This is a genomic window from Vagococcus fluvialis (assembly GCF_048815235.1).
Taxonomy (GTDB): domain Bacteria; phylum Bacillota; class Bacilli; order Lactobacillales; family Vagococcaceae; genus Vagococcus.
Genome location: NZ_JBMEAO010000003.1, coordinates 34,276 through 60,329 on the forward strand (window position 1 = coordinate 34,276; position 26,054 = coordinate 60,329).

Annotated in this window: 28 protein-coding genes; 26 read left to right on the forward strand and 2 right to left on the reverse strand. The window is 32.7% G+C overall.

All coding sequences use genetic code 11. The features are described from left to right. Window positions 1–3 precede the first annotated feature (3 nt). Window positions 4–525 carry a hypothetical protein gene (locus ACODH8_RS02625; protein ID WP_332465780.1) on the reverse strand — a complete coding sequence of 174 codons (522 nt, stop codon included), beginning with the start codon at window positions 523–525 and terminating at the stop codon, window positions 4–6. A 367-nt stretch (window positions 526–892) separates the two neighbouring features. Here ACODH8_RS02625 and ACODH8_RS02630 point away from each other — a divergent pair, with 367 nt between their 5' ends. From ACODH8_RS02630 to ACODH8_RS02710, 17 genes are all read left to right on the forward strand, one after another. Beyond that, window positions 893–1,099 carry a hypothetical protein gene (locus ACODH8_RS02630; protein WP_332465779.1) on the forward strand — a complete coding sequence of 69 codons (207 nt, stop codon included), beginning with the start codon at window positions 893–895 and terminating at the stop codon, window positions 1,097–1,099. 91 nt (window positions 1,100–1,190) lie between these two features. Continuing rightward, a complete protein-coding gene (locus tag ACODH8_RS02635) occupies window positions 1,191–2,087 on the forward strand; it encodes a Gfo/Idh/MocA family oxidoreductase (RefSeq protein WP_332465778.1) in 897 nt (298 codons plus the stop codon). A gap of 104 nt (window positions 2,088–2,191) precedes the next feature. After that, window positions 2,192–3,760 carry a metallophosphoesterase gene (locus ACODH8_RS02640; protein WP_332465777.1) on the forward strand — a complete coding sequence of 523 codons (1,569 nt, stop codon included), beginning with the start codon at window positions 2,192–2,194 and terminating at the stop codon, window positions 3,758–3,760. Further along, window positions 3,760–4,137, forward strand: coding sequence for a DUF3784 domain-containing protein (locus tag ACODH8_RS02645; RefSeq protein ID WP_332465776.1), 378 nt, complete (start codon window positions 3,760–3,762; stop codon window positions 4,135–4,137). The genes ACODH8_RS02640 and ACODH8_RS02645 overlap by 1 nt, the downstream gene beginning before the upstream one ends. Window positions 4,138–4,209: 72 nt before the next feature. Beyond that, complete coding sequence (locus ACODH8_RS02650) at window positions 4,210–4,884, forward strand: hypothetical protein (RefSeq protein WP_332465775.1); 675 nt, start codon at window positions 4,210–4,212, stop codon at window positions 4,882–4,884. 168 nt (window positions 4,885–5,052) lie between these two features. Next, window positions 5,053–5,316, forward strand: a complete 264-nt coding sequence (locus ACODH8_RS02655; protein ID WP_332465774.1) for a CD3324 family protein — start codon at window positions 5,053–5,055, stop codon at window positions 5,314–5,316. A gap of 84 nt (window positions 5,317–5,400) precedes the next feature. Next, window positions 5,401–5,931 (forward strand): GNAT family protein, encoded by a 531-nt coding sequence (locus tag ACODH8_RS02660; protein ID WP_332465773.1) that lies wholly within the window; start codon window positions 5,401–5,403, stop codon window positions 5,929–5,931. Between the two features lie 82 nt (window positions 5,932–6,013). Beyond that, window positions 6,014–6,760 (forward strand): prolyl oligopeptidase family serine peptidase, encoded by a 747-nt coding sequence (locus tag ACODH8_RS02665; RefSeq protein ID WP_332465772.1) that lies wholly within the window; start codon window positions 6,014–6,016, stop codon window positions 6,758–6,760. Between the two features lie 88 nt (window positions 6,761–6,848). After that, window positions 6,849–7,946 carry a non-hydrolyzing UDP-N-acetylglucosamine 2-epimerase gene (gene wecB, locus ACODH8_RS02670; RefSeq protein ID WP_332465771.1) on the forward strand — a complete coding sequence of 366 codons (1,098 nt, stop codon included), beginning with the start codon at window positions 6,849–6,851 and terminating at the stop codon, window positions 7,944–7,946. Window positions 7,947–8,098: 152 nt separating this feature from the next. Beyond that, a complete protein-coding gene (locus tag ACODH8_RS02675) occupies window positions 8,099–10,939 on the forward strand; it encodes an endo-beta-N-acetylglucosaminidase (RefSeq protein WP_332465770.1) in 2,841 nt (946 codons plus the stop codon). Window positions 10,940–11,263: 324 nt separating this feature from the next. Continuing rightward, window positions 11,264–13,591, forward strand: coding sequence for a WxL domain-containing protein (locus ACODH8_RS02680; protein WP_332465769.1), 2,328 nt, complete (start codon window positions 11,264–11,266; stop codon window positions 13,589–13,591). Window positions 13,592–13,715: 124 nt separating this feature from the next. Beyond that, window positions 13,716–14,795, forward strand: coding sequence for a DUF916 and DUF3324 domain-containing protein (locus ACODH8_RS02685; RefSeq protein ID WP_332465768.1), 1,080 nt, complete (start codon window positions 13,716–13,718; stop codon window positions 14,793–14,795). A 151-nt stretch (window positions 14,796–14,946) separates the two neighbouring features. Continuing rightward, entirely contained in the window at window positions 14,947–15,969 is a 1,023-nt protein-coding gene (locus ACODH8_RS02690; RefSeq protein ID WP_332465767.1) for a DUF1002 domain-containing protein, read from the forward strand. A gap of 152 nt (window positions 15,970–16,121) precedes the next feature. Beyond that, window positions 16,122–16,565, forward strand: coding sequence for a DUF1801 domain-containing protein (locus ACODH8_RS02695; RefSeq protein ID WP_332465766.1), 444 nt, complete (start codon window positions 16,122–16,124; stop codon window positions 16,563–16,565). Then, window positions 16,562–16,852, forward strand: coding sequence for a DUF1905 domain-containing protein (locus tag ACODH8_RS02700; protein ID WP_332465765.1), 291 nt, complete (start codon window positions 16,562–16,564; stop codon window positions 16,850–16,852). The genes ACODH8_RS02695 and ACODH8_RS02700 overlap by 4 nt, the downstream gene beginning before the upstream one ends. Further along, window positions 16,853–17,203 carry a DUF2200 domain-containing protein gene (locus ACODH8_RS02705; RefSeq protein WP_332465764.1) on the forward strand — a complete coding sequence of 117 codons (351 nt, stop codon included), beginning with the start codon at window positions 16,853–16,855 and terminating at the stop codon, window positions 17,201–17,203. Window positions 17,204–17,340: 137 nt separating this feature from the next. Then, the gene (locus ACODH8_RS02710; protein ID WP_332525814.1) at window positions 17,341–17,835 is read left to right on the forward strand and encodes an FUSC family protein; all 495 of its coding nucleotides are present in this window, start codon (window positions 17,341–17,343) and stop codon (window positions 17,833–17,835) included. A 95-nt stretch (window positions 17,836–17,930) separates the two neighbouring features. Here the strand turns inward: ACODH8_RS02710 and ACODH8_RS02715 are convergent, their stop codons facing one another. Then, on the reverse strand, window positions 17,931–18,086 hold the full coding sequence (locus tag ACODH8_RS02715; protein WP_332465762.1) for a hypothetical protein: 156 nt from the start codon (window positions 18,084–18,086) through the stop codon (window positions 17,931–17,933). A gap of 244 nt (window positions 18,087–18,330) precedes the next feature. On the opposite strand from ACODH8_RS02715, the gene ACODH8_RS02720 reads away from it, so the two are divergent. The 9 genes from ACODH8_RS02720 (at window position 18,331) to ACODH8_RS02760 (ending at window position 26,042) form a co-directional block, all read left to right on the forward strand. Then, window positions 18,331–18,663: an SdpI family protein gene (locus ACODH8_RS02720; protein ID WP_332465761.1), complete on the forward strand. Its 333-nt coding sequence runs from the start codon at window positions 18,331–18,333 to the stop codon at window positions 18,661–18,663. Further along, the gene (locus ACODH8_RS02725; protein WP_332465760.1) at window positions 18,664–19,386 is read left to right on the forward strand and encodes a response regulator transcription factor; all 723 of its coding nucleotides are present in this window, start codon (window positions 18,664–18,666) and stop codon (window positions 19,384–19,386) included. It begins immediately after the preceding gene. Beyond that, on the forward strand, window positions 19,386–20,819 hold the full coding sequence (locus ACODH8_RS02730; protein WP_332465759.1) for a HAMP domain-containing sensor histidine kinase: 1,434 nt from the start codon (window positions 19,386–19,388) through the stop codon (window positions 20,817–20,819). The genes ACODH8_RS02725 and ACODH8_RS02730 overlap by 1 nt, the downstream gene beginning before the upstream one ends. Before the next feature lie 96 nt (window positions 20,820–20,915). Further along, the gene (locus ACODH8_RS02735; protein ID WP_332465758.1) at window positions 20,916–21,200 is read left to right on the forward strand and encodes a UPF0223 family protein; all 285 of its coding nucleotides are present in this window, start codon (window positions 20,916–20,918) and stop codon (window positions 21,198–21,200) included. Then, the gene (locus ACODH8_RS02740) at window positions 21,197–21,961 is read left to right on the forward strand and encodes an inositol monophosphatase family protein (RefSeq protein WP_332465757.1); all 765 of its coding nucleotides are present in this window, start codon (window positions 21,197–21,199) and stop codon (window positions 21,959–21,961) included. The genes ACODH8_RS02735 and ACODH8_RS02740 overlap by 4 nt, the downstream gene beginning before the upstream one ends. A 136-nt stretch (window positions 21,962–22,097) precedes the next feature. Further along, window positions 22,098–23,936: a translational GTPase TypA gene (typA, locus tag ACODH8_RS02745; protein ID WP_332465756.1), complete on the forward strand. Its 1,839-nt coding sequence runs from the start codon at window positions 22,098–22,100 to the stop codon at window positions 23,934–23,936. A 179-nt stretch (window positions 23,937–24,115) separates the two neighbouring features. Then, complete coding sequence (locus ACODH8_RS02750) at window positions 24,116–24,724, forward strand: acetate uptake transporter (RefSeq protein WP_332465755.1); 609 nt, start codon at window positions 24,116–24,118, stop codon at window positions 24,722–24,724. Between the two features lie 144 nt (window positions 24,725–24,868). Continuing rightward, a complete protein-coding gene (locus ACODH8_RS02755) occupies window positions 24,869–25,363 on the forward strand; it encodes a sigma-70 family RNA polymerase sigma factor (protein ID WP_332466071.1) in 495 nt (164 codons plus the stop codon). After that, window positions 25,353–26,042 carry a hypothetical protein gene (locus ACODH8_RS02760; RefSeq protein ID WP_332466072.1) on the forward strand — a complete coding sequence of 230 codons (690 nt, stop codon included), beginning with the start codon at window positions 25,353–25,355 and terminating at the stop codon, window positions 26,040–26,042. The genes ACODH8_RS02755 and ACODH8_RS02760 overlap by 11 nt, the downstream gene beginning before the upstream one ends. Window positions 26,043–26,054 lie beyond the last annotated feature (12 nt).

Consider the following 26,054-nt stretch of genomic DNA (forward strand, 5'->3'; position numbering starts at 1 on the left):
TCTCTATGCCTGAGATGATTCGCTTTTTATTAGATAAAATTGAAAAATTGTTTGATTCACTTGATGAATAAATTCTTCATAGTCATCAGATTCAATTTTGATAGGGTGATATAAAAATTGGTGTGTATAGCGTCCTTTATTTAATCCATCCACATAAAAAACTAGATCTAATCGCTCTATTTCTTTTAAGTCATTTAAACTATCTACAAGGATTGTAAATAGTTGGTTTGAATCCTCAGCTGATCCGAGTAGTTTATTATCTAATCGAATATCAAAATTTAATAGTTCAGAGTAAGAAAATAATTGGATTTGTCCTTTAAACTTAAATAAGTGATTCGTGGTGTCTATCATCAAATCATCTATTTCTTTTGTTAGCAAGAATGTTTTAGCTCGTTCGCTGTTTCTATCTTTCAATGCATTGAGACTAAGGTTCAATTTTTTATTTTCTTGATAGACGCTCAAAATTTTGAAAATAATATAAAGAATAAAAATACTTAATACCGCGATAAATAGAGTGTTAGACATAATAATACCTTCTTTTTTAGTTTATCAATCGTATTATAACATGATTTCACTCATTTTTATGTTGATATCCCATTTGCATTCATATGTAAATCTTGCTAAACTAAGTTATCAATTAAATATCCAATCTATGAAGAGTTGAGGTAGTGATACGACACGAAGACCTCACAGCAACGTGCCTTTAGTAACGTGCTCCAGTCGTAATTCCATGGTGAGACCTAGTTTAGCTCACTTCATAAGTGGCTATTTTTTTTGATAAAAAATCAAGAATGAGGGTGTCAGGATGTATATCAAGATTGACGAAAAAATAGTTAAGGTTCATGTGTTATCAGATAAAGAGAAAGTGTTGTACTTTTAAGAGTTGTGTCAAATGCCTAAAAGAAATCCGTGGCGTGGTATAGAGTTTCAAAAAGCAAAAGAAGTTCTAGAAGAATTAGAGGATGTTCCTTTTTACGCTGAAATGAAACAAGATTTTGAACAGTTAACTCGCTATAGAGAAATCGAAGTACTTAACCTAGCTAACGAACCAAAAGTTACTAATTGGGCTGGTGCTATGGCAAGACATTATAAAAGATAAATGAACTATAAGATTTTGTGTTGCTTATTTCTAGGAAAACAACTTAATTAATGGTACATTTTTAAAAGATAGATTACTAAGGAGAGATGAGATGAAAATTGGTATTATTGGTTTAGGTGGTATTTTTCAAAAAGCTTACCTTCCCGTTATTTCAGCAAATCGTCATGAAATAGATTATTATTTTGCTAGTCAAAATGAAGAAACAAAAGCGATATTAAAAAATGATTTTGGTTTTACTCATTTTTGTGAATCTTTAGAGGATTTAATCGAGTTAAGGGTGGATGCTTGTTTTATTCATTCAGCCACGGTTGCCCATTACAAGCTAGCAAAACAGTGTTTAGAAGCCGGTATTCATGTGTTTATGGACAAACCATTAAGTGAGGAACTTGAAGAAACGACTGAATTATTATCACTTGCTGAAGAAAATAATGTGATGTTAATGGTTGGTTTTAATCGTCGTTTCGCCCCTAGTGTTGCTGCTATTAAGGAGCAACAAAATAAACGAGTTATTTACTTAGAAAAAAATCGAGCTTTTGCTGAAAAAACGCCAAAATTTGGCATTAATGATATGTTTTTACATTTAGTTGATACAGCAGTCTACTTATTAGATGATTCTGATATAAAGATAGAATCCATTAAGATGGTTGGAGATGAGCTTTTAGAATACGCGATTGTCCAATTAGCAACTAAAGAAACGACAGCGATTGTTTCTATGGATATGAAGAGTGGGGCGCATACTGAAATATTCCGTAGTACTTCTCCTGATGGGATTACTCAAGTGACTAATTTAGGCGAAACAACTGTAGAAACACCTAAACATATTCAACATTTAAACACGTCAGATTGGACGCCAACACTTGTAACAAGAGGGTTTGATGGCATGGTTAAAGCCTTTTTATCTTTCTTGCAAACAGGAGATAAGTCTGTGTTAAGACAAGATAATGTGTTATTAAGTCATCAAATTTGTCAAAAAGTACTAGAAAAATAATAGTGAAAGAGACAGCCTAAGGGATGTCTCTTTTTTGATTGAGTTAGTGAGTGAAGTTCTGACTAATAGATGGTAAAATATGGTTGAAAGTTGAGGTGGATAATATGGCAGACAATCAAGAATTACAAATAATCAATCATTACATTGATAATAATCCGAAGAATAAACGTAGAAGTCGAAACAAAATCATTTTAGAAAATAAAAGTTTTGAACTTGTTTTCGATAAACAAAAAGAGGATATTGTCATTACTAAAAAAGATGATTTATACTTTTCAATTATTCCTTATGACACCTCTAGAAAATACATAGAAACAGCCACCTTATTATATAATCAAAATCCTGAATTTTTAGATGAATACTTATTAAAACATCAAGAAAATTTAAGTACATATGTTAAGCTAGCCCTTTTCCAAGTAACAGGGGAACGATATGAATCGACTAGTCCAGAAGTTTTACATGAACTTAGTTTCCTAGAAAAAGATATTTATTTTAAAATTCAAGTAGTTGGTCGGTTATTACAACATGATGAAACAGGACCGCTCTCAGCTACTTTACCTTACAAATTTTTATATCAGTTTAATATGAAAACTGGAATTCACGGCTACATAAATGAGTGGCTAACATTTTTAAAACAAACAAAAGAAACATTGCCATTGTCCATTGGATCAACTCAACAGCTATTAATAGAAGAAAACAATTCATTAACTGATGCTTATAATACTGAGCTTGCCTTACTTGAGGTTCCTTATGGTTTAACGCTGAGAAAAAGTGAGTTATCACAAGCTCAATTAACGGAATTAATGACGATTAGAAAAGATTACAAAGCGCATAGTAAACATCCAAGTGAGATTCAAGAGTACTTCGATTTGGTACATCCTAATCGAACGGATAATTTGATTAATGTCGTTTCTGATATTCAATCTAACACAGGAGAGTTATTGCTAGAATCACCGAACTTCAATATTTTTGCTGGAAATCTAATTCATGAAAAAACAGTTCATCCACCTATACCCAACGATCAATTACAGGGTATCGCAGTTATTGGTAATCATGATATTGTCCAATGTGTAAAGCAAAATTCCAAGAAATATTCTAAAGAATGGCAGGATGGGTTATTTAATGTTGACGATAAAGATTTTCGTGTTTTGAAAATAACGGATGAAGAAGGCTATGACTTGTGTAAAGCAGAGTTAGAAAAACTATATCCTCATATCACTTTTCTAAACAATGATGTTTTTTATCATGAAGGCGTTCGGTACTTGGGATTAACTGTGCCAGTTAGCTATGTACAGGAACGATTTTTAGTCCAAAAGATATTAGCCAGTAAGTTGATTAAGTTATTAGATGGTGATAGAGACATTCCAACGGTAATTATTTCTCATGCGCCACTATTTAATGAGTTAAGTTTATTATCACCTGATAGTTCAAGTTATCAGAAGGAATGGGTATGTGAGAATAGTCAGTTAGCTCAAATTTTCTCTGATTACAATATTTTAGGAGTAATTCATGGTCATCATTTAATTCCTGCGTCATCAGGAATGATTGATTTTCGAGAGTTTATGGGAAAAGAGTTATTCGTCTTGTGTTCTATCTATTCAAGTCTGAATAATGGCTTTGATTTAGATCCTGTCTTAAAGCAGTTAATACGGAAACAAGAAAGGAATGATAGTTGATGTTAGATATAGTGATTTTTAGTTTTGCTGTGTTAATAGTTATTGCTGTCATTGTTGGTTGTTTTATATTAGGTTATCAATTTAGTAAAGGGAAATGGTTAATGTTGATAGCAGGGTATAATGATTTATCTGAAAAAGTTAGGGCTCAGTTAGATGATAAAAAGGTTGGAAAAGATGCAAGTAAAGTGTGTTACTTAACAGGCTTCTTTTTGATTGTGGAAGCTTTATTAGTGTATCTCATTTCTAATATTACTTATCTTCAACAAACTGACCGCTCCTTACTTGTTATTCTATTTCCCGTAGTTATTTATATGTATGTTGTCTTTAAGCAAGTCAAGCAATCTAGTTCTTATTATAATCAATTTAAAAATTATTAGAGGGTTCAAAAACTATTAGTTTCCTTATTTATGTTATGATTAAAGAACTATCATTATTTTAGGAGATGGATCATGGAAATTATACAAACACGACTACAAACAAACTATCTTAAAGAGAATTTACATTTTTATGAGACAGTTTTAGGATTTCAGATAGAAAATCAAACAGAGACTTCATTTGAAGTTATTGTTGGTATTAGTAAGTTAATATTTGAAGCATCAGAATTAGCTGAAGCACCGTATTATCATTTTGCTTTTGACATTCCAACTGGGAGATTATTAGAAGCTAAACAGTGGTTGAGTAAAAGAGTGACATTATCTTTAGAAGACGGAAAAGATCAAATAACATTTGGTAATTCTGGCTGTACTTCTGTTTACTTTGAAGATGCTTCTGGTAACATTGTTGAATTGATAGAGCGTTCGAAAACAAGTCCTGAATTAGAAGGTGTATTTGACAGCTCAAGTGTCTTGAAGTTATCTGAAATGAGTTTGGTTGTACCAAATAAGTTAGAGGTAGCTGAACAACTTATTCAATCAGGGCTACAAAGTATGTTCAATAGTGATATTACAGAAGATGGATTATCTTTTATGACAGACACAGAAAATAAAGTATTTGTTTTATTAGTTAATTTAGAAAGAAAATGGTTGTTCTCAGAGAAAAAATCAAAACCGTTTAAACAAGAAATTTTATTAGATTCAGGGATTATTTTAGGGATGGATGATAATAATCACTTTTATATCCATTAGTCATGATTAGAAAGTAGGTATCTTTATGGTAAATAATTTAAGAAAAACTCATGCAAAGCCTTAAGTAATTAGTCGGTGATACTTTGTATGGGGAGAAAATGCCAATCACCCGTGTTACTTTAAGCTTTGCACCTATATTGATATAACAATATAAGGAGTGCATGAAGCATGGAGTACAAACGAGCAGAAGATATTTTGCCTAAAGAATTATTAAAAGAATTACAATTCTATATTGAAGGAGCTACTTTATATATCCCTAAATCAGCTCATAAACATCAAGCTTGGGGAGAAAAAAGTGGTACAAAAGAAAAATTTCAAAAAAGAAATCGTGAAATAAAAGAGAAATTCCAATCAAAAAACACGATTACAAGTCTAGCACAAGAATATTTTTTATCCGAAGAGACAGTTAGAAAGATTGTCTATAAAAAATAAGTAGGTATAGTTTGCTTAATAAGTAAACTATACCTACTTTTTTGATGTAGATTATTTTATGATAGATACGAGGGGGGATTGAGAATGAAAAGTACACGTATTTATTTAAGAGCCATAGAATCAACTGATGCTCTAGATTATCAAAAAGGAACAACAATTGAAGAAATCCGTTTAATGACTGGAACACCTCGGGAGTATAGTGTTCAAGAGATTGAAGCTCACATTAAGCAAATAAAACAAGATGAAAGTCGAGAAGACTATGCCATTTGTTTAAATGAAACAGATGTGATGATTGGCGAGTTATCCATTCTTGACATAGACAATACGAATCAATCAGCTGTGTTTAGAATAGCGATGAATGATACTGATTATTTAGGAAAAGGAATAGGAACTGAAGCAATTGAGTTAGTCAAAAAACATGTTTTTACCACCTTAAAACTAAATCGCTTGCAACTGGAAGTTTTTAGCCACAATCTAAGAGCTAAAAAAGCGTATGAAAAAGTTGGTTTCATTCAAGAAGGTGTGTTAAGAGAAGCACTTTGTTATAAAGGAAAGTTTTATGATGAAATTATAATGTCCATTTTAAAGAGTGATTTTGAAAGTCTAAATAACTAACTATAAAAAGAAAGTGTAGTATTATAATAATATAGTGATTGTTATTAAATAACTCTTAGCCGAGGTGGAAGGAAGAAGTCTTGTGATACAAATTGAACGATATGAAGTAAACGGATTGCCTTATTTAGAAATTGTTAAAGAGGAATTAAAAAATAAAGTATTGCCAACTGTCTTTTTTTATCATGGTTGGACAAACTGTAAAGAGTCAGTTTTAGTGAATGGTTATGAAGTAGCTCAACAAAATATAAGAGCTATCATTCCAGATGCTATGTTTCATGGAGAACGTAGCGATGGACAACCAATTACAGAGCATTTTGATGACTTTGCCAATATTGTGATGGCAAGTATTGATGAGTTTGCTGTTTTGATGGAAGACTTAGTCAATAGAAAAGTAACAGATAAAGATAGAATTGGCGTGACTGGACTTTCTATGGGTGGTATTACAACGTGTGGTATTATGGCAACCTATCCTGAGGTAAAAGCAGGAGATTGCTTAATGGGTGCCCCTAATTTTCATGATTTTGTGGAGATTGTTGCTAAAGAAGCCTTTGAATTAGAGGAATTGCCAAAAGAATTAGCAACAGATTTCTTAAGAATGAAAGAATATGATTTATCTTTAAAACCAGAAGTAATCAATGGCAGAGCTTTTCATTTTTGGCATGGTCTAAAAGATGACATGGTACCGTATCAACCGACTTTTGATTTCTACGAAGAGCATAGAGACACGCCATACGGAAAGCAGATGAGTTTTAATACAACTAATGATGGACACCGTGTTCCATATAGTATTACTTTGGAAATGGCAAGTTTTTTTGCTAATGTGCTATAACATAAACTAAGGCTATCCTTGTCAAGGGTAGCCTTATTCAGTACAATAGATTGTATTAAGTATAGTAGTAAGACAAAGGATGAAACGAATGAAAAAAGTAATGCTTATTTTTGGGACAAGACCAGAAGCAATTAAAATGGGACCCTTAGTTAAAGAACTTGAAAAAGAATCAGATATAGAAACGATTGTTTGTGTGACAGGTCAACATCGCGAAATGCTTGATCAAGTGTTAAAAATATTCGATATTAAACCACAATATGACTTAGAAATTATGAAACATAAGCAAGATTTATTCGATGTGACCATTAACATTTTAGAAAAATTAAAACCAGTATTAGAAAAAGAGCAGCCTGATATTGTATTAGTTCATGGTGATACGAGTACGACTTATGCAGCAGGACTGGCTAGTTTTTACTTACAAATCCCAGTGGGACATGTTGAAGCGGGTCTTCGTACCTACAATATTTATTCCCCGTTCCCAGAAGAGTTTAATCGTCAATCAGTCGGTCTGTTTTCTACGCTTAATTTTGCGCCAACAGAACAAGCGGCGCAAAACTTAATTAATGAAGGAAAAGATGCCGCTAGTATCTACGTGACAGGAAATACGGCAATAGATGCTTTAAATACAACTGTTGAAGAATCCTATACAAGTCCAATCATTGATTGGGTTGGAGATAGTCAATTGATTGTCTTAACAGCTCACCGAAGAGAAAATTACGGAGAACCAATGAAGCATATGTTCCAAGCAGTAAAACGAATTATTGATGAGCATGAAGAAATTAAAGTGGTTTATCCGATTCACATGAATCCTATGATTAAAGAGTTAGCAGATGACGTTTTTGAAGGAACTGATCGCATCAAACTAATTCCACCAATGGAAGTAGTTGATTTCCATAATTTATTAGCTAAAAGTCATATTATTTTAACTGATAGTGGGGGCATTCAAGAAGAAGCTCCTTCACTAGGAAAACCTGTTCTTGTTATGCGTGACACAACAGAGAGACCTGAGGGGATTGCAGCTGGAACTTTGAAACTAGTCGGAACAGATGAAGAAGTTATTTATAGCCATTTTAAAGAGCTATTAGAAAATGACGTGTTATATAAAGAAATGTCAGAAGCGAGCAATCCTTATGGTGATGGCACAGCTTCTAAAAGAATTGTTGAGATATTAAAAGAAAAAATATAAATATGTCTAAAACGTTATTAACTTGTAAAAGTGACTAACGTTTTTTTATTTAAGTTTAATTTGTTACATAATACCTTTAATTTGATCATTAATTGTTAAAAATGAAAGCGTTATACTTGTTTAGAAGATTATTAAATAACAGGAGGAGACAAATGAAACAATTACATTTAAAAAGTACATCAGCCTTAGTACTTTTAACCGCCGCATCATTTGGTTTAGCCGCGTGTAGTCAAGATGACGCTAAAACAAGTAGTAATATTAAGTTTTCAGAAACAGAAAAAGCAACAATGGATAAAGGGATGGACAATCAACCTGAATCATCGTATTGGTTCCCAGAAGACTTATTAGCATGGGATTATAACCAAGATTTAGATGCAAAATATAATGTTAGTCGTATTCCCTTAGCAGATCGTGTTGATAAGAAAGAGTTACCAAAATCAAACGATACGCAAAACGAAGAAATGAAAGTGGTTGCATTATCGATTATGAATAGCAGTACAAGTGGAAATGCACCGCGAGGATTAAATAATTTTGATGCTAATGTGTTTTCTAACTGGCAATATATTGATCAATTAGTTTATTGGGGAGGTTCATCTGGCGAAGGGATTATTGTTCCACCAAGTCCTGATGTGATTGATGCTGCTCATAAAAATGGGGTTCCTGTTTTAGGTACCATCTTTTTCCCTCAAACGGCACATGGTGGGAAAATTGAATGGTTGGATACATTTTTAGAAAAAGATGACAATGGTGAATTTCCAATTGTTGATAAAATGATTGAAGTAGCTGATGTTTACGGATTTGATGGTTGGTTTATCAATCAAGAAACTGATACTGAAGTAACAAGTTTTGACGATGCTAAGGAAGGCAAAAAAGAAGAAGCCCCTAAAGAAGGTGGCTTAACGAAGAAACATGCCGATTTAATGCAAGAGTTAATTGCTGAATTTAAAGAAAAAGCAGATGATAAACAAGATATTATGTGGTATGACTCAATGACATCAGAAGGTAAAATGGATTGGCAAAATGCGTTAACTGATGAGAATAAAGCTTATATGGTTGATGCTGATATGAAGCCTTTATCAGATAGTATGTTTTTAAATTTCTGGTGGAGTACAGATGAATTAGCTAAAGAAGAACTATTAACTAAATCTAATAAAAAAGCTAAAGAAATTGATGTTAACCCGTATGATTTATTTGCAGGGATTGATGTACAAGAAAATGGTTATGCCACACCTGTTAAATGGGATTTATTTACAGATGATGCAGGTAAACCTTTAACATCTTTAGGATTATACGTGCCATCATGGACATATGCTTCATCAAGTAATCCAGATGAATTCCAAGAAAAAGAAAATGTTTTCTGGGTAAATGGAGAGCAAGATGCTACTAAAGGGAAACTACCTGAAGAGGGAGAATGGCCTGGTATTTCAACATTTGCAGTAGAGCAAACAGCAATTACTAGCCTACCATTTACGACGAACTTTAATTTAGGAAATGGTTACAACTACTTTATTGATGGTGAAAAAGTCTCTAGTATGGAGTGGAACAACCGCAGTATGCAAGATATTATGCCAACACATCGTTGGAACTTTAAACATGGAAAAGGTAATAATCTTGCAGTGACAATGGATTATACGGATGCTTACCAAGGTGGTAACTCACTGAAATTACGCGGAACGATGAATAAAAACGAACCAAGTACAATGAAATTATATGAAACAAAACTAAAATTTGATAAAGAAACAACTTTCACAACAACAGCTAAAGCTTCAGAAAAAACTGACGTTAAACTTGTTTTAACATATGATGATGGCAAAACAGAATCATTTAAAGCTGATAAAGCAATCGGTGAAGAGTGGACGACTGTTACTTTTGATGTTAAAAAAGCAGCTAATAAAACCGTAACAGCTATTGATTATGAATTAACAGCTCAAGAAACAAGTGATACCTATGAATTTAAATTTGGACAACTTGCAGTTAAACCGAAAATGAAAAATGACTCATTATCAGTAAGTGGATTAGAAGTTGAAGATGCAATATTTGACGAAGAAGAAAGCAATTATGCTGGTGTTAGATTAATTTGGGATGATATTGAATCTGATTCATTAGCTTCTTATGAAATTTATCGTGTTAATGAGGATGATACACGTTCATTCTTAGGAACGACAGTATCGAATAACTTCTATGTGAATGCCTTAGAGCGACAAGAAAAAGTGACCAAAACTAAGTTTGAAGTCATTCCTGTTAATACAAATGGTGAACGCGGAAAAGCATCTAAAGCTGTCGCAATGGAATGGCCAGATAACACAGTTCCAAAAGCATCATTTACTGCTTCTCGTACGTTAATTGCTCCAGGTGAAAAAGTAACTTTCAACAATACTTCATCTACTAATACTGATAGTGTGAAATGGGAATTTACTGGTGGGGATGTTGAAACAAGCGAAGAAAACGAAGTAGCCGTTACATTTGATAAACCAGGAACTTATACAGTTAAAATGACTGCTAAAAATGATTCAGGCGAAACACCAATTGAAATGGAAAATCTAATTACCGTAGATGATAAAGCTAAAGGTGATTTAGCCTTACTTTCTAAAGGTGCTAAAGCAGAAGCATCATCATTTGTAAATGACGGTGAAGCACCAGAATTTGCTTTAGATGGTAAATTAGATACTAAATGGTGTGCGACAGGTAATCCACCACACAACATTACAATTGACTTAGGTGAAGTGAAAACGATTAGTGAAGTTCATATTGGACATGCAGAAGCAGGTGGAGAAGCGCCAGATATGAATACAAGAGCTTACACGATTGAAGTCAGTGAAGATGGTAAAGAGTTTACTCAAGTGACTCGTATCATTAATAATGAAAAAGCTGAAACAGTTGATACATTTGCAGCAACTAAAGCTCAATTTGTTAGATTTACGACTGACAAACCAACTCAAGGCGCAGATTCAGCAACAAGAATATATGAATTAGGTGTTTATGGTCTAAAATAAGATTAATCAAACAAAGATTGGCAATTTTGTCAGTCTTTGTTTTTTTGACTTTAAAATGTAAATAGAAGTATGGTAGACGTGTATTCATTGATTCTTAGACAAGTTGAAATGAAATGCACTATAAAGAAAAATACTAATTATTATTGTAGGTGTGATTACGAAAAGTAAAAACCGAACAGTGAAACGATTACATTTTTTTATTATAAAGAATTTTCAATATTTATACATTAAATAACAAATATTCTTTATTTTTACAATAACTATACAGCTCCTTTACATTTCTATGCTATACTCCTCCTGTATCAAAAAAAAGGAGAGAATAGAATGAAACAAATTAAGTTACACCAAATGGTACTTGCTGTGATTTCAGGAGCAGTATTATTCACAATGCCAGTAGGGGCAGAAACTGCGTCAGATCCAGCACCAGAGATTAAACCGAGTCAACCAAATGGTCAAAAAGTACTATTTGACAATACTCATGCACAAACTGCAGGAGCTGCAGATTGGGTTATAGATGGAGCGTTTTCAGATTTTGGAAATGGCTTAGCTGATGCGGGATATTACGTAAAAGAATTACGTAAAACAACGCCAATCACATTAAATGACCTAAAAGAGTATGATGTGTTTGTTTTACCAGAGGCGAACGTTCCATACAAAGTTTCTGAGCAACAAGCCATTGAAGATTATGTAGCAGGTGGAGGATCTGTATTCTACATCAGTGACCACTATAACGCTGACCGTAACAAAAATAGAATCGATGCTAGTGAAGCATTCAACGGATACCGTCGTGGTGCTTTTGAAGATATGACAAAAGACATGACTGCTGAAGAAAAAAATTCTGAAGCAATGCAAGGTGTTGAAAGTAGCGACTGGTTAAGCGAAACATTTGGAGTTCGTTTTAGATATAATGGTTTAGATAATATTAGCGACAGCAGTAAATGGATTTTAAATGATGCATTTGGTATCTTAAATGGTGTTCAATCAGTTGGATTACACGCTGGTTCAACAGTAGCTATTACAGATCCTACTCGCGCTAAAGGTTTAGTTTATCCTCCAACAGGACTTACAAGTGGCGCTAATAAATGGGGCCCTTCTGTAGACCAAGGTGTTTATAATGGTGGTGGAATTGAAGAAGGTGCTTATGTAGCAATCAGTAAAAAAGAAAAAGGTAAAGCAGCTTTCATCGGTGACTCTTCACCAGTAGAAGATTCTTCACCAAAATACAAACGTGACGAAAACGGTAAAAACAAGAAAACTTATGATGGTTGGAAAGAAAAAGACGATGCTAAGTTATTAGTAAACTTAGTTGATTGGTTAAGTGAGCAAGAAGATTATGATACGTTTGAAAATGCAGGTATTCAATTATCTTCAAAAACAGTTTTACATGACTTTGAAGAACCAGCTAAAAGTACTGAGCCTCAAAAAGAGCCTTGGTCAGCACCAGCAAATGGATACAAATGGTATGATAGTAGTACATTTGCACCAGGTAGCTACGGTTCAACATCAACAGCTGAAGTTCCTTCAACAGGAAATGTTTCTTTAGTATTAGATGGAAAACCAGAAGCTAAAAAAGAAAACAAAGTAACAGTTAAAGTAACAGGTTTAGCTCCAAATGCGGTAGCTGATAACTACCAATTAGGATTATATACACCAACTGCTCAAAATGGATTTACTCAAGGTTCACAAGTAGCTAAAACTAAAGTTGGTAACGGTGAATGGTTACCAATTGGTTATTCAGAAAAATTCAGTGTTCAAGCTGATGCTAAAGGTAATGCTGAGCAAGTTGTTTATTTCAGCACTGAATTCGAAGGTAACTACAATATTCGCGTGAAACAAAATAAAGATAACGTTGTAACAAACCCGATTACAATTTTACCATTCACTGATACTCCAGTAGACCCAGGTCAACCTGAAGAGCCAGGAGAAGACGCTAACTATAACGTTAAAGGTGAAATTGCATTTGAGAAAAATGATGGCGCAGTAAAACCTATTGACCCAGAAAATCCAATTGACGAAATGAAACCAGTTAACCCTGATGGATCAGAACCAGGAAACGCTGCTGGTGGTTTATTATCAGTGGATTATGCATCAAGTTTTGCATTTGGTAAACAAAGTATCGAAAGTAAAAATATGATTTATGGCGCTCAACCACAACAATTTAAAGCATCAGATGCTTTAAGAGGTAACTACGTACAAGTAAGTGACCGTCGTGGAACAAACGCTGGTTGGGTATTAAGTATCGTTCAAAATGACCAATTTAAAACAGCTAAAAATGATGTTTTAACAGGTGCTAAACTTTACTTAGGTAATGGATCATTAAACTCTCCTAACATGTTAGAAGAAGGATTCAAACCAGAATTAGCTCCAACAAATTTAGTTAAACAATTATCAGCAACAACTGATAAAGTAACTGGTGGATTAGAATTAATCCCTGGACAAAGTAGCATTATTATGTCTGCTGATAAAGGAAAAGGTACAGGTACTTGGACATTATCTTATGGTCAATCTAAAGATAACAATATTGGTTTAATGGGTAAAAACGATCCAGCTAAATCATCTGTTTTATTATCTGTTCCAAGTTCTTCAAATCCAGTATCTTCAAGTTACGAATCAACATTAACTTATAGATTATCAATGGTACCAGCTCCATAATTGATGGAAGTCTTAAAGGAGTCTGACAAGGATTGTCAGACTCTTTTTATTGAAGTAAGAGAAAAATTACTTTAATGTAAGTAGTTGAAGTATGTTAAATGATTTAAGATGGAAGGAAATACAAATGAACTTTTTAAAAAGATCTTTATTAATAGGAATTGTTATCGTGGCAAGCTTTTTAGGTTTATCTTTGAAAGTAGACGCAAATGAAGTAGGTTTTTCAGCGGAACCAGTCTTACCTAAAAATCAAATTGATGCTCAAAGTGGTTATTTTCATCTTTTGATGAAGCAAGGTGATTCTCAGAAGATACAAGTAAAATTGAAGAATACAAAAGATGAGAAAGTGGAGTTGAGTGCTTGGGTATCAAGTGCTAAAACAAATGTAAATGGAGTCGTTGATTATAGCGATAATAAAGGTGAGGTAGATTCATCCTTACAACATGATTTATCTGATTTAGTAAAGATTGAAAAAGACATTGTCCTTCCGCCAAAATCAGAAAAAACAGTGGATATTGAGGTTAAGATGCCAGACTCTAGAATGGAAGGCATGATAGCTGGTGGTTTAACTTTTGAAGAGAAAAAAGCTAGCGCTACTCAGCAAGTGTCTAGTCAAACTGGCATTAAAAATAAATTTTCTTACGTTATTGCTTTATTGATTCAACAAGAGGAAGAAATTTTACAAGATCCAGAATTAGCGATTGGTAAGGTAGCCCCTAGCCAGTTAAATGCAAAAAGTACCATTTCAGCAGAGTTTAGAAATGTTTCTGGTGTTTTCTTAAATGATATGTCAGTTAAAGTCAAAATTAGTGATAAAAAAACTAAGGAACAGGTTTTTGAGCACTCGAAAGATTCGATGCAAATGGCGCCTAACACGACGATGAATTTTCCAGTTTTTCTAAATGGGGAGAAGTTAAAAGCAGGAGATTATTCTTACGAAGCGACAATTACTGGGAGAGGTTCTGGTGAAGAAGCTGAGAAACAAGAATGGGTCTTAACATCTGATTTTACTGTCGACAAAGATAAAGCTAATGAACTGAATAAAACTGACACTCAATTAGAAAATGATAAATCTATTGCTTGGTGGGTGTGGTTATTAATTGCTTTAAATATTTTAGTCGTTTTAGGGATTATTCTGTATGTGGTTATCAAAAATAAGAATAAAAAGAATAAAAAGAAGAAACGTCGTAAAAAGAAAAAAAGATAATAGATGAGAGATGATACTAGATTACTAGTGTTATCTCTTTATTTTTTTATAAGAATGTGAATTTTTTGTAAAACTGGTCTTAAGAAGGATGAATTATTCTCTTTTCATTGGTATGATAAATTTATAGCTGATATAGCTAACGGAGGTTTTTATGAAAAAATTAAAAATAGCAGCACTTAGTATGCTTCTTTTAACATCTTTAGGCATGGGCACTACAACATTTGCAGCTGAAAAAGCTAAAGATGAAGGATGGGATGTCCCTAATATTGCCCTTGGGAATGGCCTAAGTGAAGAAGAAAAACAAAAAACTCAAGAAATCTTATTAAAAGATTTAGGCAATGTCAAAGAACTAAAAGGCATTGATACTGCTAAGCATAATGACTATTTGGTTGATGGAAATGATCTAGTTAAGTATGTAACAGACGTGCCAGAATTTACTAGTAGTTCTAAAGCTTATTCTAGTGCATTAATTGCAAGAACAAAATCAGGAACAGGTGTAACAGTTGATATTGTGACACCAGAAAATATTACTGCTCGTACAGAAGCCATGTATCGTTCAGCAGCTATTACAAGTGGAGTATATGATGCTTACATTCGTATTGGTAGTGTAAGAACCATGGATGGTAGTGGAGCCTTAGCGGGTATTTATAAGATTTATGACGAGGTAGACCCTGCTAGTGATGATGCTGATCAAAAAAGTCGTGATGAAAAGCGTGAAGTAGCTCAAGAACAAATGCAAGTTGTTGCAGGAATTGACGCGACTAATCAAGATAACTCAGATTATTCATCAGAAAATATTTTAGTTATGCTAGCTGATATTCAGTTAGAGTTACAAAAAATAAATGATAAATTATCAAAATTATCAGAAGATGAACGCGTTAAAGAAGTTGAAACTATTGTTATTCAACAAATTAATAACAATGGATTAGCTGAAGCTATTTCCCCAGAGCAACAACAAGAAATTGTCTCTAACATGGTTGCTTTTACTCATACAGATGCTGTAACAGATTCTGAGATGGCTAAACAGTTAACTGGTTTTAAAGATGATTTAGTTAAAAATGGAAAAGAATTTAAAGATAGTTTATTATCTGACGAAAATGTAGAAAAAGCTAAGAGTGGTTTTGCTAAATTTTGGCAAGGAATCAAAGATTTCTTTAGTAATCTATTTAGTTAATAAATGAAGAGGATGACTTTAAAAGGTTATCCTCTATTTTTATAGACGAATAAATGCGTAAAAGAAACTAATTTTTGGTCCAGACTTTAGTCTATTTAGATATTTTATTCTGAATTTTCATGGTATATTTAATGAAAAAGGATGTGTGATGAGTGACTGTAGAAGAATATATTAATCAAATAGATGAAAAAAGAATCGATGCTTTTAGGCAATTAGTAGAAGTTGTAAGAGATAATATACCAGAAGGATTTGAAGAAGTGATGCAATACGACATGATTAGTTATGTTATTCCTTTAAAATCTTATCCAAAAGGTTATTTAAATAGAGTAGATGAACCACTGCCTTTTATTTCTTTAGGTGCTCAGAAAAAACATTTAGCTCTGTATCACTTAGGGATTATGGGAAACAGTGATTTATTAGAGTGGTTTCAGACAGAATATAGTAAACAGGTGCCAACTAAATTAAACATGGGTAAAAGTTGCATTCGTTTTACAAATGTTAAAAATATTCCATATAACTTAATTGGTGAATTAGTTTCTAAGATTTCAGCTGATGAATGGATTGAAAACTATGAAAAAGCTCAGGTGAAAAAATGATAAAAGAGTATGTTTTTGATTCTAAAATCTATGCTTCTGAGGTAGGTAAGGGTGGTGCTTATGTAATATTTCCTTACGATATTCGAGAAGAATTTGGTAAAGGAAGAGTAAAAGTGGACGTTTTATTTGAAGACATTCCCTATCAAGGGAGTATTGTAAATATGGGTGTTAAAAATACTGACGGTAGTATTTGTTACATAATAGGAATCAAAAAAGCGATACGTTCAGAGCTGAATAAAGAAGTAGGCGATAGTCTGACTATAAAAGTAAAGGAGATTACAATATAAATGGCTAATGAAAGAATATTTAACATGACTTTTGGAAGTGTTTATCCTTTATACTTAAAAAAAGTTGAAAGAAAAGAGCGCACACAGGAAGAATTGGATACCGTGATTACATGGTTAACAGGGTACTCATCTGAGGAAATTCATGAGATTATAGAAGGTACCACGACTTTTACAGTTTTTTTTGAGAAAGCACCTGCTTTTAATCCTAATGCGACACTAATAAAAGGGGTTATTTGCGGTTATCGCGTGGAGGAGATTGAAGATCCTTTGATGCAAAAAATAAGATACTTAGATAAGATAGTAGATGAGCTGGCTAAGGGTAAAAAAATGGAAAAGATTTTACGAGATTAGAGGGTTATTTGCTTTTTTTCAGTTTTAGGCATAGAATAGAAGTTGACTAGGAGTTTTCTTAATTTTATTTAAGAAAGCTTCTTATTTTCGGTTAAGGATAAAAAGTTATTAGGGGATGAAGTTTGTTGAGAATTGGTATGAGAAATATTAAAACTGGATTGAGTGTCTTTGTTTGTATTCTGATTAGTTTTATTTTTAATCGTGATACTTACGTGGTGTCTTCAATTACGGCAGTATTTACTTTAAGAGAAGATATGTACAACACATTGCGTTTTGGTCGGCATCGAGTGGTAGGGAATGTTTTAGGGGCCTTATTTTCAGTTGTTGCTATTTTCATTTTTAAAACCTTTGGAGATGGCAAAATGGTTCAATTAATAACAATACCATTGTTGATTGTAGCTTTGATTTGGGTGTTATCTTCAACGAAGAATTATGAAGGGACAGTGGGTGGTTGTGCTACGCTTTTAACAATCCTTTTTATGATTCCTGACAATCAATCTTACTCATATGCTTTAGCAAGAGTAGTAGATAGTTTTATTGGTATGTTTGTAGCCTTTGGAATTAATCATCTACTACCGAATCCAAAAAATAAAATAATGAAACAAGCTATTAACAATTTTGAGGAGAAATAATCCCTTAAAATTGTTTTTTTGCATAACAAAAAGGTATCCATCCATTTATAAATGATTGAATACCTTCGTCAATAGCTGGAATCGTCCACAGTTGATTACTCCTTAACTAGTTGATTTAATTTACTTTTTGCTTCTTCAATAGTATTACCTTGAGCTGAAATGTTTTCGTTGTTTGCATCAAAAACAATAAAAATATTTGCCTCAGTGTCTAATGTAATACGATATTGAATTTTTTGATTGTTAAATACCATAATAATTCTCCTTTCGATTATCTCTTTTATTGAGAAAGGTTAAACTTTCATGGTAACAAAATTCCTACATTTAATTTATCATATCTTTTTTGAATAATCAAGTAATAACTTTCATAATTTCATGGAAATTTCATACTTTTTCATTAATATGTAAATAATAAGATTAAAATAGCTATTTAATTGTTATTTCAGAATATTAAGAAACAAGGTATAATGGAAGTATTAAATAAGGTTGGTGTAAAGAATGATTTTTTATTTTGTAGGACTAGTACTTTCCGTTATTGGATGTGTCTATTTTGTCATCCCATCCAAAAAGAGAAGTAATAAGTACGGTTACCGTACACAACGAGCAAAATTTAGTGATGCTAGCTATGCATATGCTCAGAAACAAGCAGCTAAATATTTTTTAATAATAGGACTTATTACTTTTAGTATTGGTTTTTTGTTAAAACAAACAGGCTATACTCAATTTATTTTAATTGAAGTATTTGTCATTGTATTACCTATTACAAGAGTTTTTTATTCAATTGAACGCAATTTAGAAAAATTTATTGATAAAGCAGAAGGAGAGAAATAAATGAAACTATTAATGATTGAAGATAATGAATCAGTATCAGAAATGATGAAAATGTTTTTCTTAAATGAAGAGTGGGATGTGACGTTTAAATATGATGGTAAGGATGGGTTAGATGAATTTCTAACAGCTCCAGAAAGCTGGGACATGATTACTTTAGATTTAAACTTACCAACGATGGATGGGGTAACTGTTTGTCGTGAAATCAGAAAAATCTCTTCAACTGTACCAATTATCATGTTGACGGCTAGGGATTCAGAGAGTGATCAAGTGATAGGCCTTGAAATGGGAGCAGATGATTATGTGACTAAACCGTTTAGTCCAATCACATTAATTGCTCGAATCAAAGCTCTTCATAGACGTGCTGTTTTAGGTGAAGAATCACCCAACCTTGCTAATGGTATAGATAATGAATTTGATGTGATTACAGATCATTTTAAAATGAATACAAAAACACGAGAAGCTTATTTAGATGATAAATTAGTAGAAGGATTAACACCGAAAGAGTTTGATTTATTGTTAACATTAGCTAAAAAACCAAGACAAGTCTTTTCTCGTGAGAAATTATTAGAGCTTGTTTGGGATTATCAATATTTTGGTGATGAGCGAACAGTGGATGCTCATATCAAAAAATTAAGACAAAAAATTGAAAAAGTAGGGCCTCAAGTGATTCAAACAGTATGGGGTGTTGGTTACAAATTCGATGATTCAGGAGTCGGTGCTTAATGCGCTATTTACTTCAACAAATGATTGCGTTTTTCGCAATTATTTTGACAGTACTTATTATATTCGGCATGTTTTTCACTCAATTTACTAAAAATACAGTGAGAGAATCTAGCTTTGAACAATTAAAAGGTTATTCTGATACTGTTTATAAAAATATGACTAAGTATAAATGGAACATCAAAGAGTCTCTTGATACGACAAGTGCAGTTGCAGAGAATCAAAATGTTTATTTTTATTTATTATCGCCAGACAGAGTTGTCAATTACCCACCTAATTTAGAAGGTGTGAATGCGTCAAATTTAGTTTCTAAAGAAGAATTAACTGAGATGAAAAAAAATGGTAAACCTATTGAAAAGACCATGGTAAATAACTCTATCGGAGAGAAAAAAACAACCATGACAGTTCACATGCAGCCATTTTTCTCATCTAATAATTTTGAAATGCAATGGATTCTTATTGTATGGCAACCTAATAGCACAATAGAAGAAAGTGTTGGTTTGTTAACTCAAAATCTTTTTAAAGGATTTATTATCTCTACAATAATTGCTTTAATAATCAGCTATATCTTAGCGAAATTTCAAGTGAATCGAATTAATCGAATGAGAACGGCAACCACTCAAATCGCTAATGGAAACTTTGATGTCCATTTGGAAGTTAAAAATAATGACGAGCTAGATGATTTAGCCGAAGACTTTAATCAGATGGCAGTAGCTTTAAAAGATTCGCATAAAGAAATCGAACGGCAAGAAGAGCGAAGACGGAATTTTATGGCTGATGTGGCACATGAAATGAGGACACCGTTAACGACTATAAATGGTTTGTTAGAAGGTCTTGCTTATAATGCGATACCTGAGAATCAAAAAGACAAATGTATCAGCTTAATGCAAAATGAAACGAAACGTTTAATTCGACTAGTTAATGAAAACTTAGATTATGAAAAAATATTAACTAACCAAATCAGCATTGCGATTCAAAAGTTAAATGGTACTGAAATATTAGAAACTATTTTAGAGCAATTAAGTAATAAAGCAAAAGAGAAGAACAACGAATTAATTCTTGAAACGGTAGAATCAGTTGACTTGTACGCTGACTATGACCGATTTGTTCAAGTGATGGTGAATGTCATTACTAATGCTATTCAGTTTACTGAGAATGGCCAAATAACTGTGAATATTTACCGAGGTTATATGGAGACTGTTGTCAGTATAACCGACACAGGAATAGGGATGACTGAAGATCAAGTAAAAAATGTATGGGATAGATACTATAAAGCTGACCCATCAAGAAAAAATACCAAATTTGGAGAGTCTGGCTTAGGACTTTCAATAGTTGATCAACTTGTGAAATTACACGGTGGAACAATTAAAGTTGAAAGTGAAGTTGATAAAGGAACAACTTTTACTATAAGTTTCCCAGATCAGCAACCAGATTAATCAAGATCTTTAAGTGAGCAATCTTTTTGGATTGCTCGCTTATTCTTTGTTTGATACACTAAACATAACAAATTTTTTAAAAAAGGTGAGAGCGTATTGGAAGATTATAATTACCCTCTAAATCCTGAATGGACTACTGATGAAATGGTGTCAGTTGTTAATTTATGGAGTAAGTTAGAAGAAGTTTATGAAAAAAAAGTATCAGCTGAAGACTTTTTAAAAGTGTATGATAACTTTAAAAAAGTAGTCAAAAGTATTGGTGAAGAACGTCAATTAGGTCGTGAGTTTGAAGACGCATCAGGTTATTCTTTGTATCATGTGGTAAAACAAGCCCGTCAACAGAAGACTGGCATGTTAAACAGAAAGGATTTTGACAAATGACCCAAGAGCAATTGATGTTTGAAGTTAAAAGTTGGATTGAAGAGGCTGCTAGTGAGATAAAAGAGAAACTTAAAGGCACGATTCAAGTAGAAGAAAAAAGCAACCGTCATGATTTGGTCACTAATGTAGATAAGGAAACAGAAGCATTTTTAGTGAATAAGATTCGTAACAACTATCCAAATGATAAGATTCTTGGTGAAGAAGGATTAGGAGATGAGCTAGATTCTACAAAGGGTAGAATTTGGATTATCGATCCAATTGATGGCACTTTAAACTTTGTAAAACAACAAGAAAACTTCTGTATTATGATTGGGATTTTTGAAGACGGCAAACCAACATTGGGATTTATTTACGATGTGATAAAAGATGAATTTGCTTATGGTGGGAATGAGACTGGTGTCTTTTTAAATGGAGAAAAACTTAAAACAGTAGAAAATCTAGGACTTAGAGAAGGATTAATTGGAACAAACAGTGTTATGTTTGCTAAAGATATCTTAAATACTCAAAAAATTGGGTTTGAAGCTGTTGGCGTTAGAACCTTTGGATGTGCTGGTTTAGATTTTCTAGCAGTGATTCGTGGGAAACAAGTTGCTTATGTTTCTAATCTATCTCCTTGGGATTTTGCAGCAGGTATTGCTTTAGGTGAACCTTTGGGATTAGTTAGTTCTAAGCTAAATGGAGAAGCTTATGATATACTAGGAGCGCGTCAATATTTTGTTGTTGCAACGAAAAAAACATATGAAGATATTTTTAATCTTTAAGATTTTCAAAAAAAAGTGTGAAAATGAAAACTTTTCACTTTTTTTCATTGGTTTTTTTTGTTATAATGACTAGTCGGTAAAATTAGATAAAATCGTTTATCTAATTGGTTTATAAGAGTGAGGAGAATCTACAATAGTGAAATTAAGAGAAGATATTCGTAATGTGGCAATTATTGCCCACGTTGACCACGGTAAAACAACATTGGTTAACGAATTATTAAAACAGTCTGATACATTAGATGGTCACCAACAAATCCAAGAACGTGCAATGGACTCAGGTGAAATCGAGCAAGAGCGTGGAATCACAATCTTAGCTAAAAATACTGCCATTAACTATAAAGACAAACACATCAACATCTTAGATACACCAGGACATGCGGACTTTGGTGGAGAAGTTGAACGTATCATGAAAATGGTAGACGGTGTTGTTTTAGTCGTAGATGCTTATGAAGGTACTATGCCTCAAACACGTTTTGTACTTAAAAAAGCTTTAGAGCAAAAATTAACACCAATCGTGGTTGTTAATAAAATTGATAAACCAACTGCTCGTCCAGAAGAAGTAGTGGATGAAGTATTAGAATTATTAATTGAATTAGGTGCTGATGATGAGCAATTAGAATTCCCAGTAGTTTACGCTTCAGCTGTAAATGGAACATCTAGTCCATCAGATAACCCAGCAGATCAAGAAGAAACAATGGATTATATTTATGATGCTATTTTAGATCATATTCCAGCTCCAGTTGATAATAGCGATGAGCCATTACAATTCCAAGTATCATTACTAGATTACAATGATTACGTTGGACGTATTGGTATTGGTCGTGTATTCCGTGGAACAATCAAAGTAGGTGACCAAGTTGCCTTAATGAAACTTGATGGCGAAGTTAAGAAATTCCGTGTTACTAAATTATTAGGTTTCTTAGGTTTAGAACGTGTTGAAATTCAAGAAGCTAAATCAGGAGATTTAATTGCCGTTTCTGGTATGGAAGATATCTTCGTTGGGGAAACTGTTACACCAGTTGAACATCAAGAAGCTTTACCAGTATTATTTATTGATGAGCCAACACTTCAAATGACTTTCTTAGTAAACAATTCACCATTTGCAGGCCGCGAAGGTAAATATGTTACTGCTAGAAAAATTGAAGAAAGATTACAAAACCAATTACAAACAGACGTTTCATTAAAAGTTGAAGAAACTGAATCTCCAGATAAATGGACTGTTTCAGGTCGTGGAGAACTTCACTTATCAATTTTAATCGAAAACATGCGTCGTGAAGGATTCGAGTTACAAGTATCTCGTCCAACAGTTATCTACCGTAATATTGACGGAACTGTATGTGAGCCATTTGAAAGAGTTCAAATTGATACTCCTGAAGAATACATGGGTGGCGTTATCGAGTCATTAGGTACTCGTAAAGCTGAAATGCAAGATATGATTAATAACGGAAATGGTCAAGTACGTTTAATCTTCTTAGCACCAGCTCGTGGATTAATTGGTTACTCAACTGAATTCATGTCATTAACTCGTGGTTACGGAATTATGAACCATACATTTGATTCTTACTTACCAGTTATTTCTGGATTAGTAAGTGGTCGTCGTAATGGTGCCTTAGTTTCTATCGACCAAGGTAAAGCAACTACTTATAGTATTATGAGTATTGAAGAACGTGGAACAGTTTTTGTTGCTCCAGGTACAGAAGTATACGAAGGTATGATCGTTGGTCAAAACTCTCGTGAAAATGACTTAGGTGTTAACATTACTAAAGCAAAACAAATGACTAACGTTCGTTCTGCTAACAAAGACCAAACTTCAGTTATCAAAAAACCAAAAATTCTTTCTTTAGAAGAGTCATTACAATTCTTAAATGACGATGAATTCTGTGAAGTAACGCCAGAAAGTATTCGTTTAAGAAAACAAATCTTAAACAAATCTGAACGTGAAAAAGCAGCTAAAAAGAAAAAATCAGCTGAATAATTATTAAATATCAGAAAAACCAACATTGTTTATCTTTGTTGGTTTTTTATTTTGATAATATGAAAATATTATGAGAATTACTGAAAAATAATGAAAAGATTCAGAATGTTATGTATATTAAATTGTCAGCATGAATGAATCAAGTTAGACAGAAGATAAAGTTGGTATCGGAGGAAAATATGAACGAGAAAAAAATTAAAGTAGTTGTAGCAGATCCATCTGCATTAGGGCTATTTGGACTGGCTATGGTAACTTTAGTCGCATCATCACAAAAATTAGGTTTTACATCAGAGGTGTCCCTAGTATTACCATGGGCAATCTTTTTAGGGGCTTCCGCGCAATTAATGGCAGCAGCATATGATTTTAAACACAATAATACATTTGGAGCAACAGCTTTTGCTGCTTATGGATTCTTTTGGTATGCTATGGGATTCTCATGGTTGATTCAAAACGGTGTATTTGGAGAAACTTTGGCAGCTAATGCTGATTCAAAACAATTAGGAATTGCTTTTGTAGGTTACTTAATCTTTACGTTATTTATGACTATTGGAGCTATGGAAACTCATAAAGTTTTATTCACCATTTTTGTTTTAATCGACTTTTTATTTATTGGATTAGCAGGAACTACTTTAGGTATTATGGAAGATGCTATGCATCATTTAGCAGCGTATTCTGAATTAGGTATTTCAGTAGTCTCATTTTATGGTTGTGGGGCTGCAGTTTTAAATACACATTTTGGAAAAACATTCTTACCTGTTGGTAAACCATTTGGTATTTTTAAGAAATAATATAGTAAGTATTTGAAATTAATTGAAAAACTAAAAGGCAATGAAAACTAATCGGTTTTCATTGCCTTTTTTGTTATGATAAATAGATAATAAGTTGTTCACATTTTTGATTAACGATTGTTATATAAGTAGAGGAGGGATGAAGTGAAGCTAAATCATTATGAACAATATCTATTTGAGTTATCTAACGAAATAATAAAATTCTTAGTGAAAAATGGATCATCTATTGAAGATTCTCAGGATATTGTTCAAGAGGCTATCATAAAATTACTTGAAATCGATAACGTTATTCCTTCTGAAAAAATAAGAAGTTGGTTGTATAAAGTTGCGTTGAATTCATTTTACAATTTATATAAAAGGAAAAAAAGATACGATGAAATAATAGAACGATACTTTCATACTGATTTTGACATAACCATCGTTGAGGCAGATTATTCAATTCTATATGCTTCATTGGAAGAACTATCTTCTAAAGAGGTAAATTTATTATTAATGAAGTATGAACAAAAATTATCCTTTAAAGAAATTGGATTTATTCTAAATAGACCTGAGGAAAGCTTGAGAACCGAACTATATCGGGCTAGAAAAAAATTGAAAGCAATTTATTTGAAAAAGGAGGATGAAAATTATGGAATTTAATGAAAAAGAATTCAAAAAAATAGTTAGAAAAGCTAATTATAAAAGAACGGGTGTAGGAATTGTTTTAAGTTTACTATCCTTTATTCTTATATCTACTATAGTCGCTCTAGGAGTTTTAATTCATTTTAATTATATTGACTTTAGTAATAAAGATAATCCAAAAGTAAAAGGTTTACCCAATGCTACTATGCGTACTTTAAAAAAAACAGATGGATTTTTAGATTTACTATTTGCACATAATGGTGGTTTTGAAATAAATAATGATAAAGGAAAGGAAATGACTGTTTTTTTAGATTACTATGAAAAAGGAGAACTAAAAAAACATGACGAAGTCTTTTCAATGATTCAGGATGAACAAAAAAATGATATGAATGGTGTTTTTCATTGGGGGATTTCTGAAGATAGTAAAAAATTATCCGTTTCGTTTGATACTTTGAATGGTGCTGTTATGAAAAGTGGATATGATTTAACGGAACTTAAACTAAATGACTGGACGGGAGCTAGTTTTGCTATGCCGGGAGAAAGGCAAAGTGAATTACCTAAAAAACATTTATTAGCTAAGTTTGTGGATAATAAAGATGGTAGTTTATCAAGTTATAGTGATAAACAAGATGAATTTAAGAGTGAGAGAATTCAAGAAAATGATAGATTAATACTATTTTATGTAGAGTTCAAATAAAATAGTCTGTTT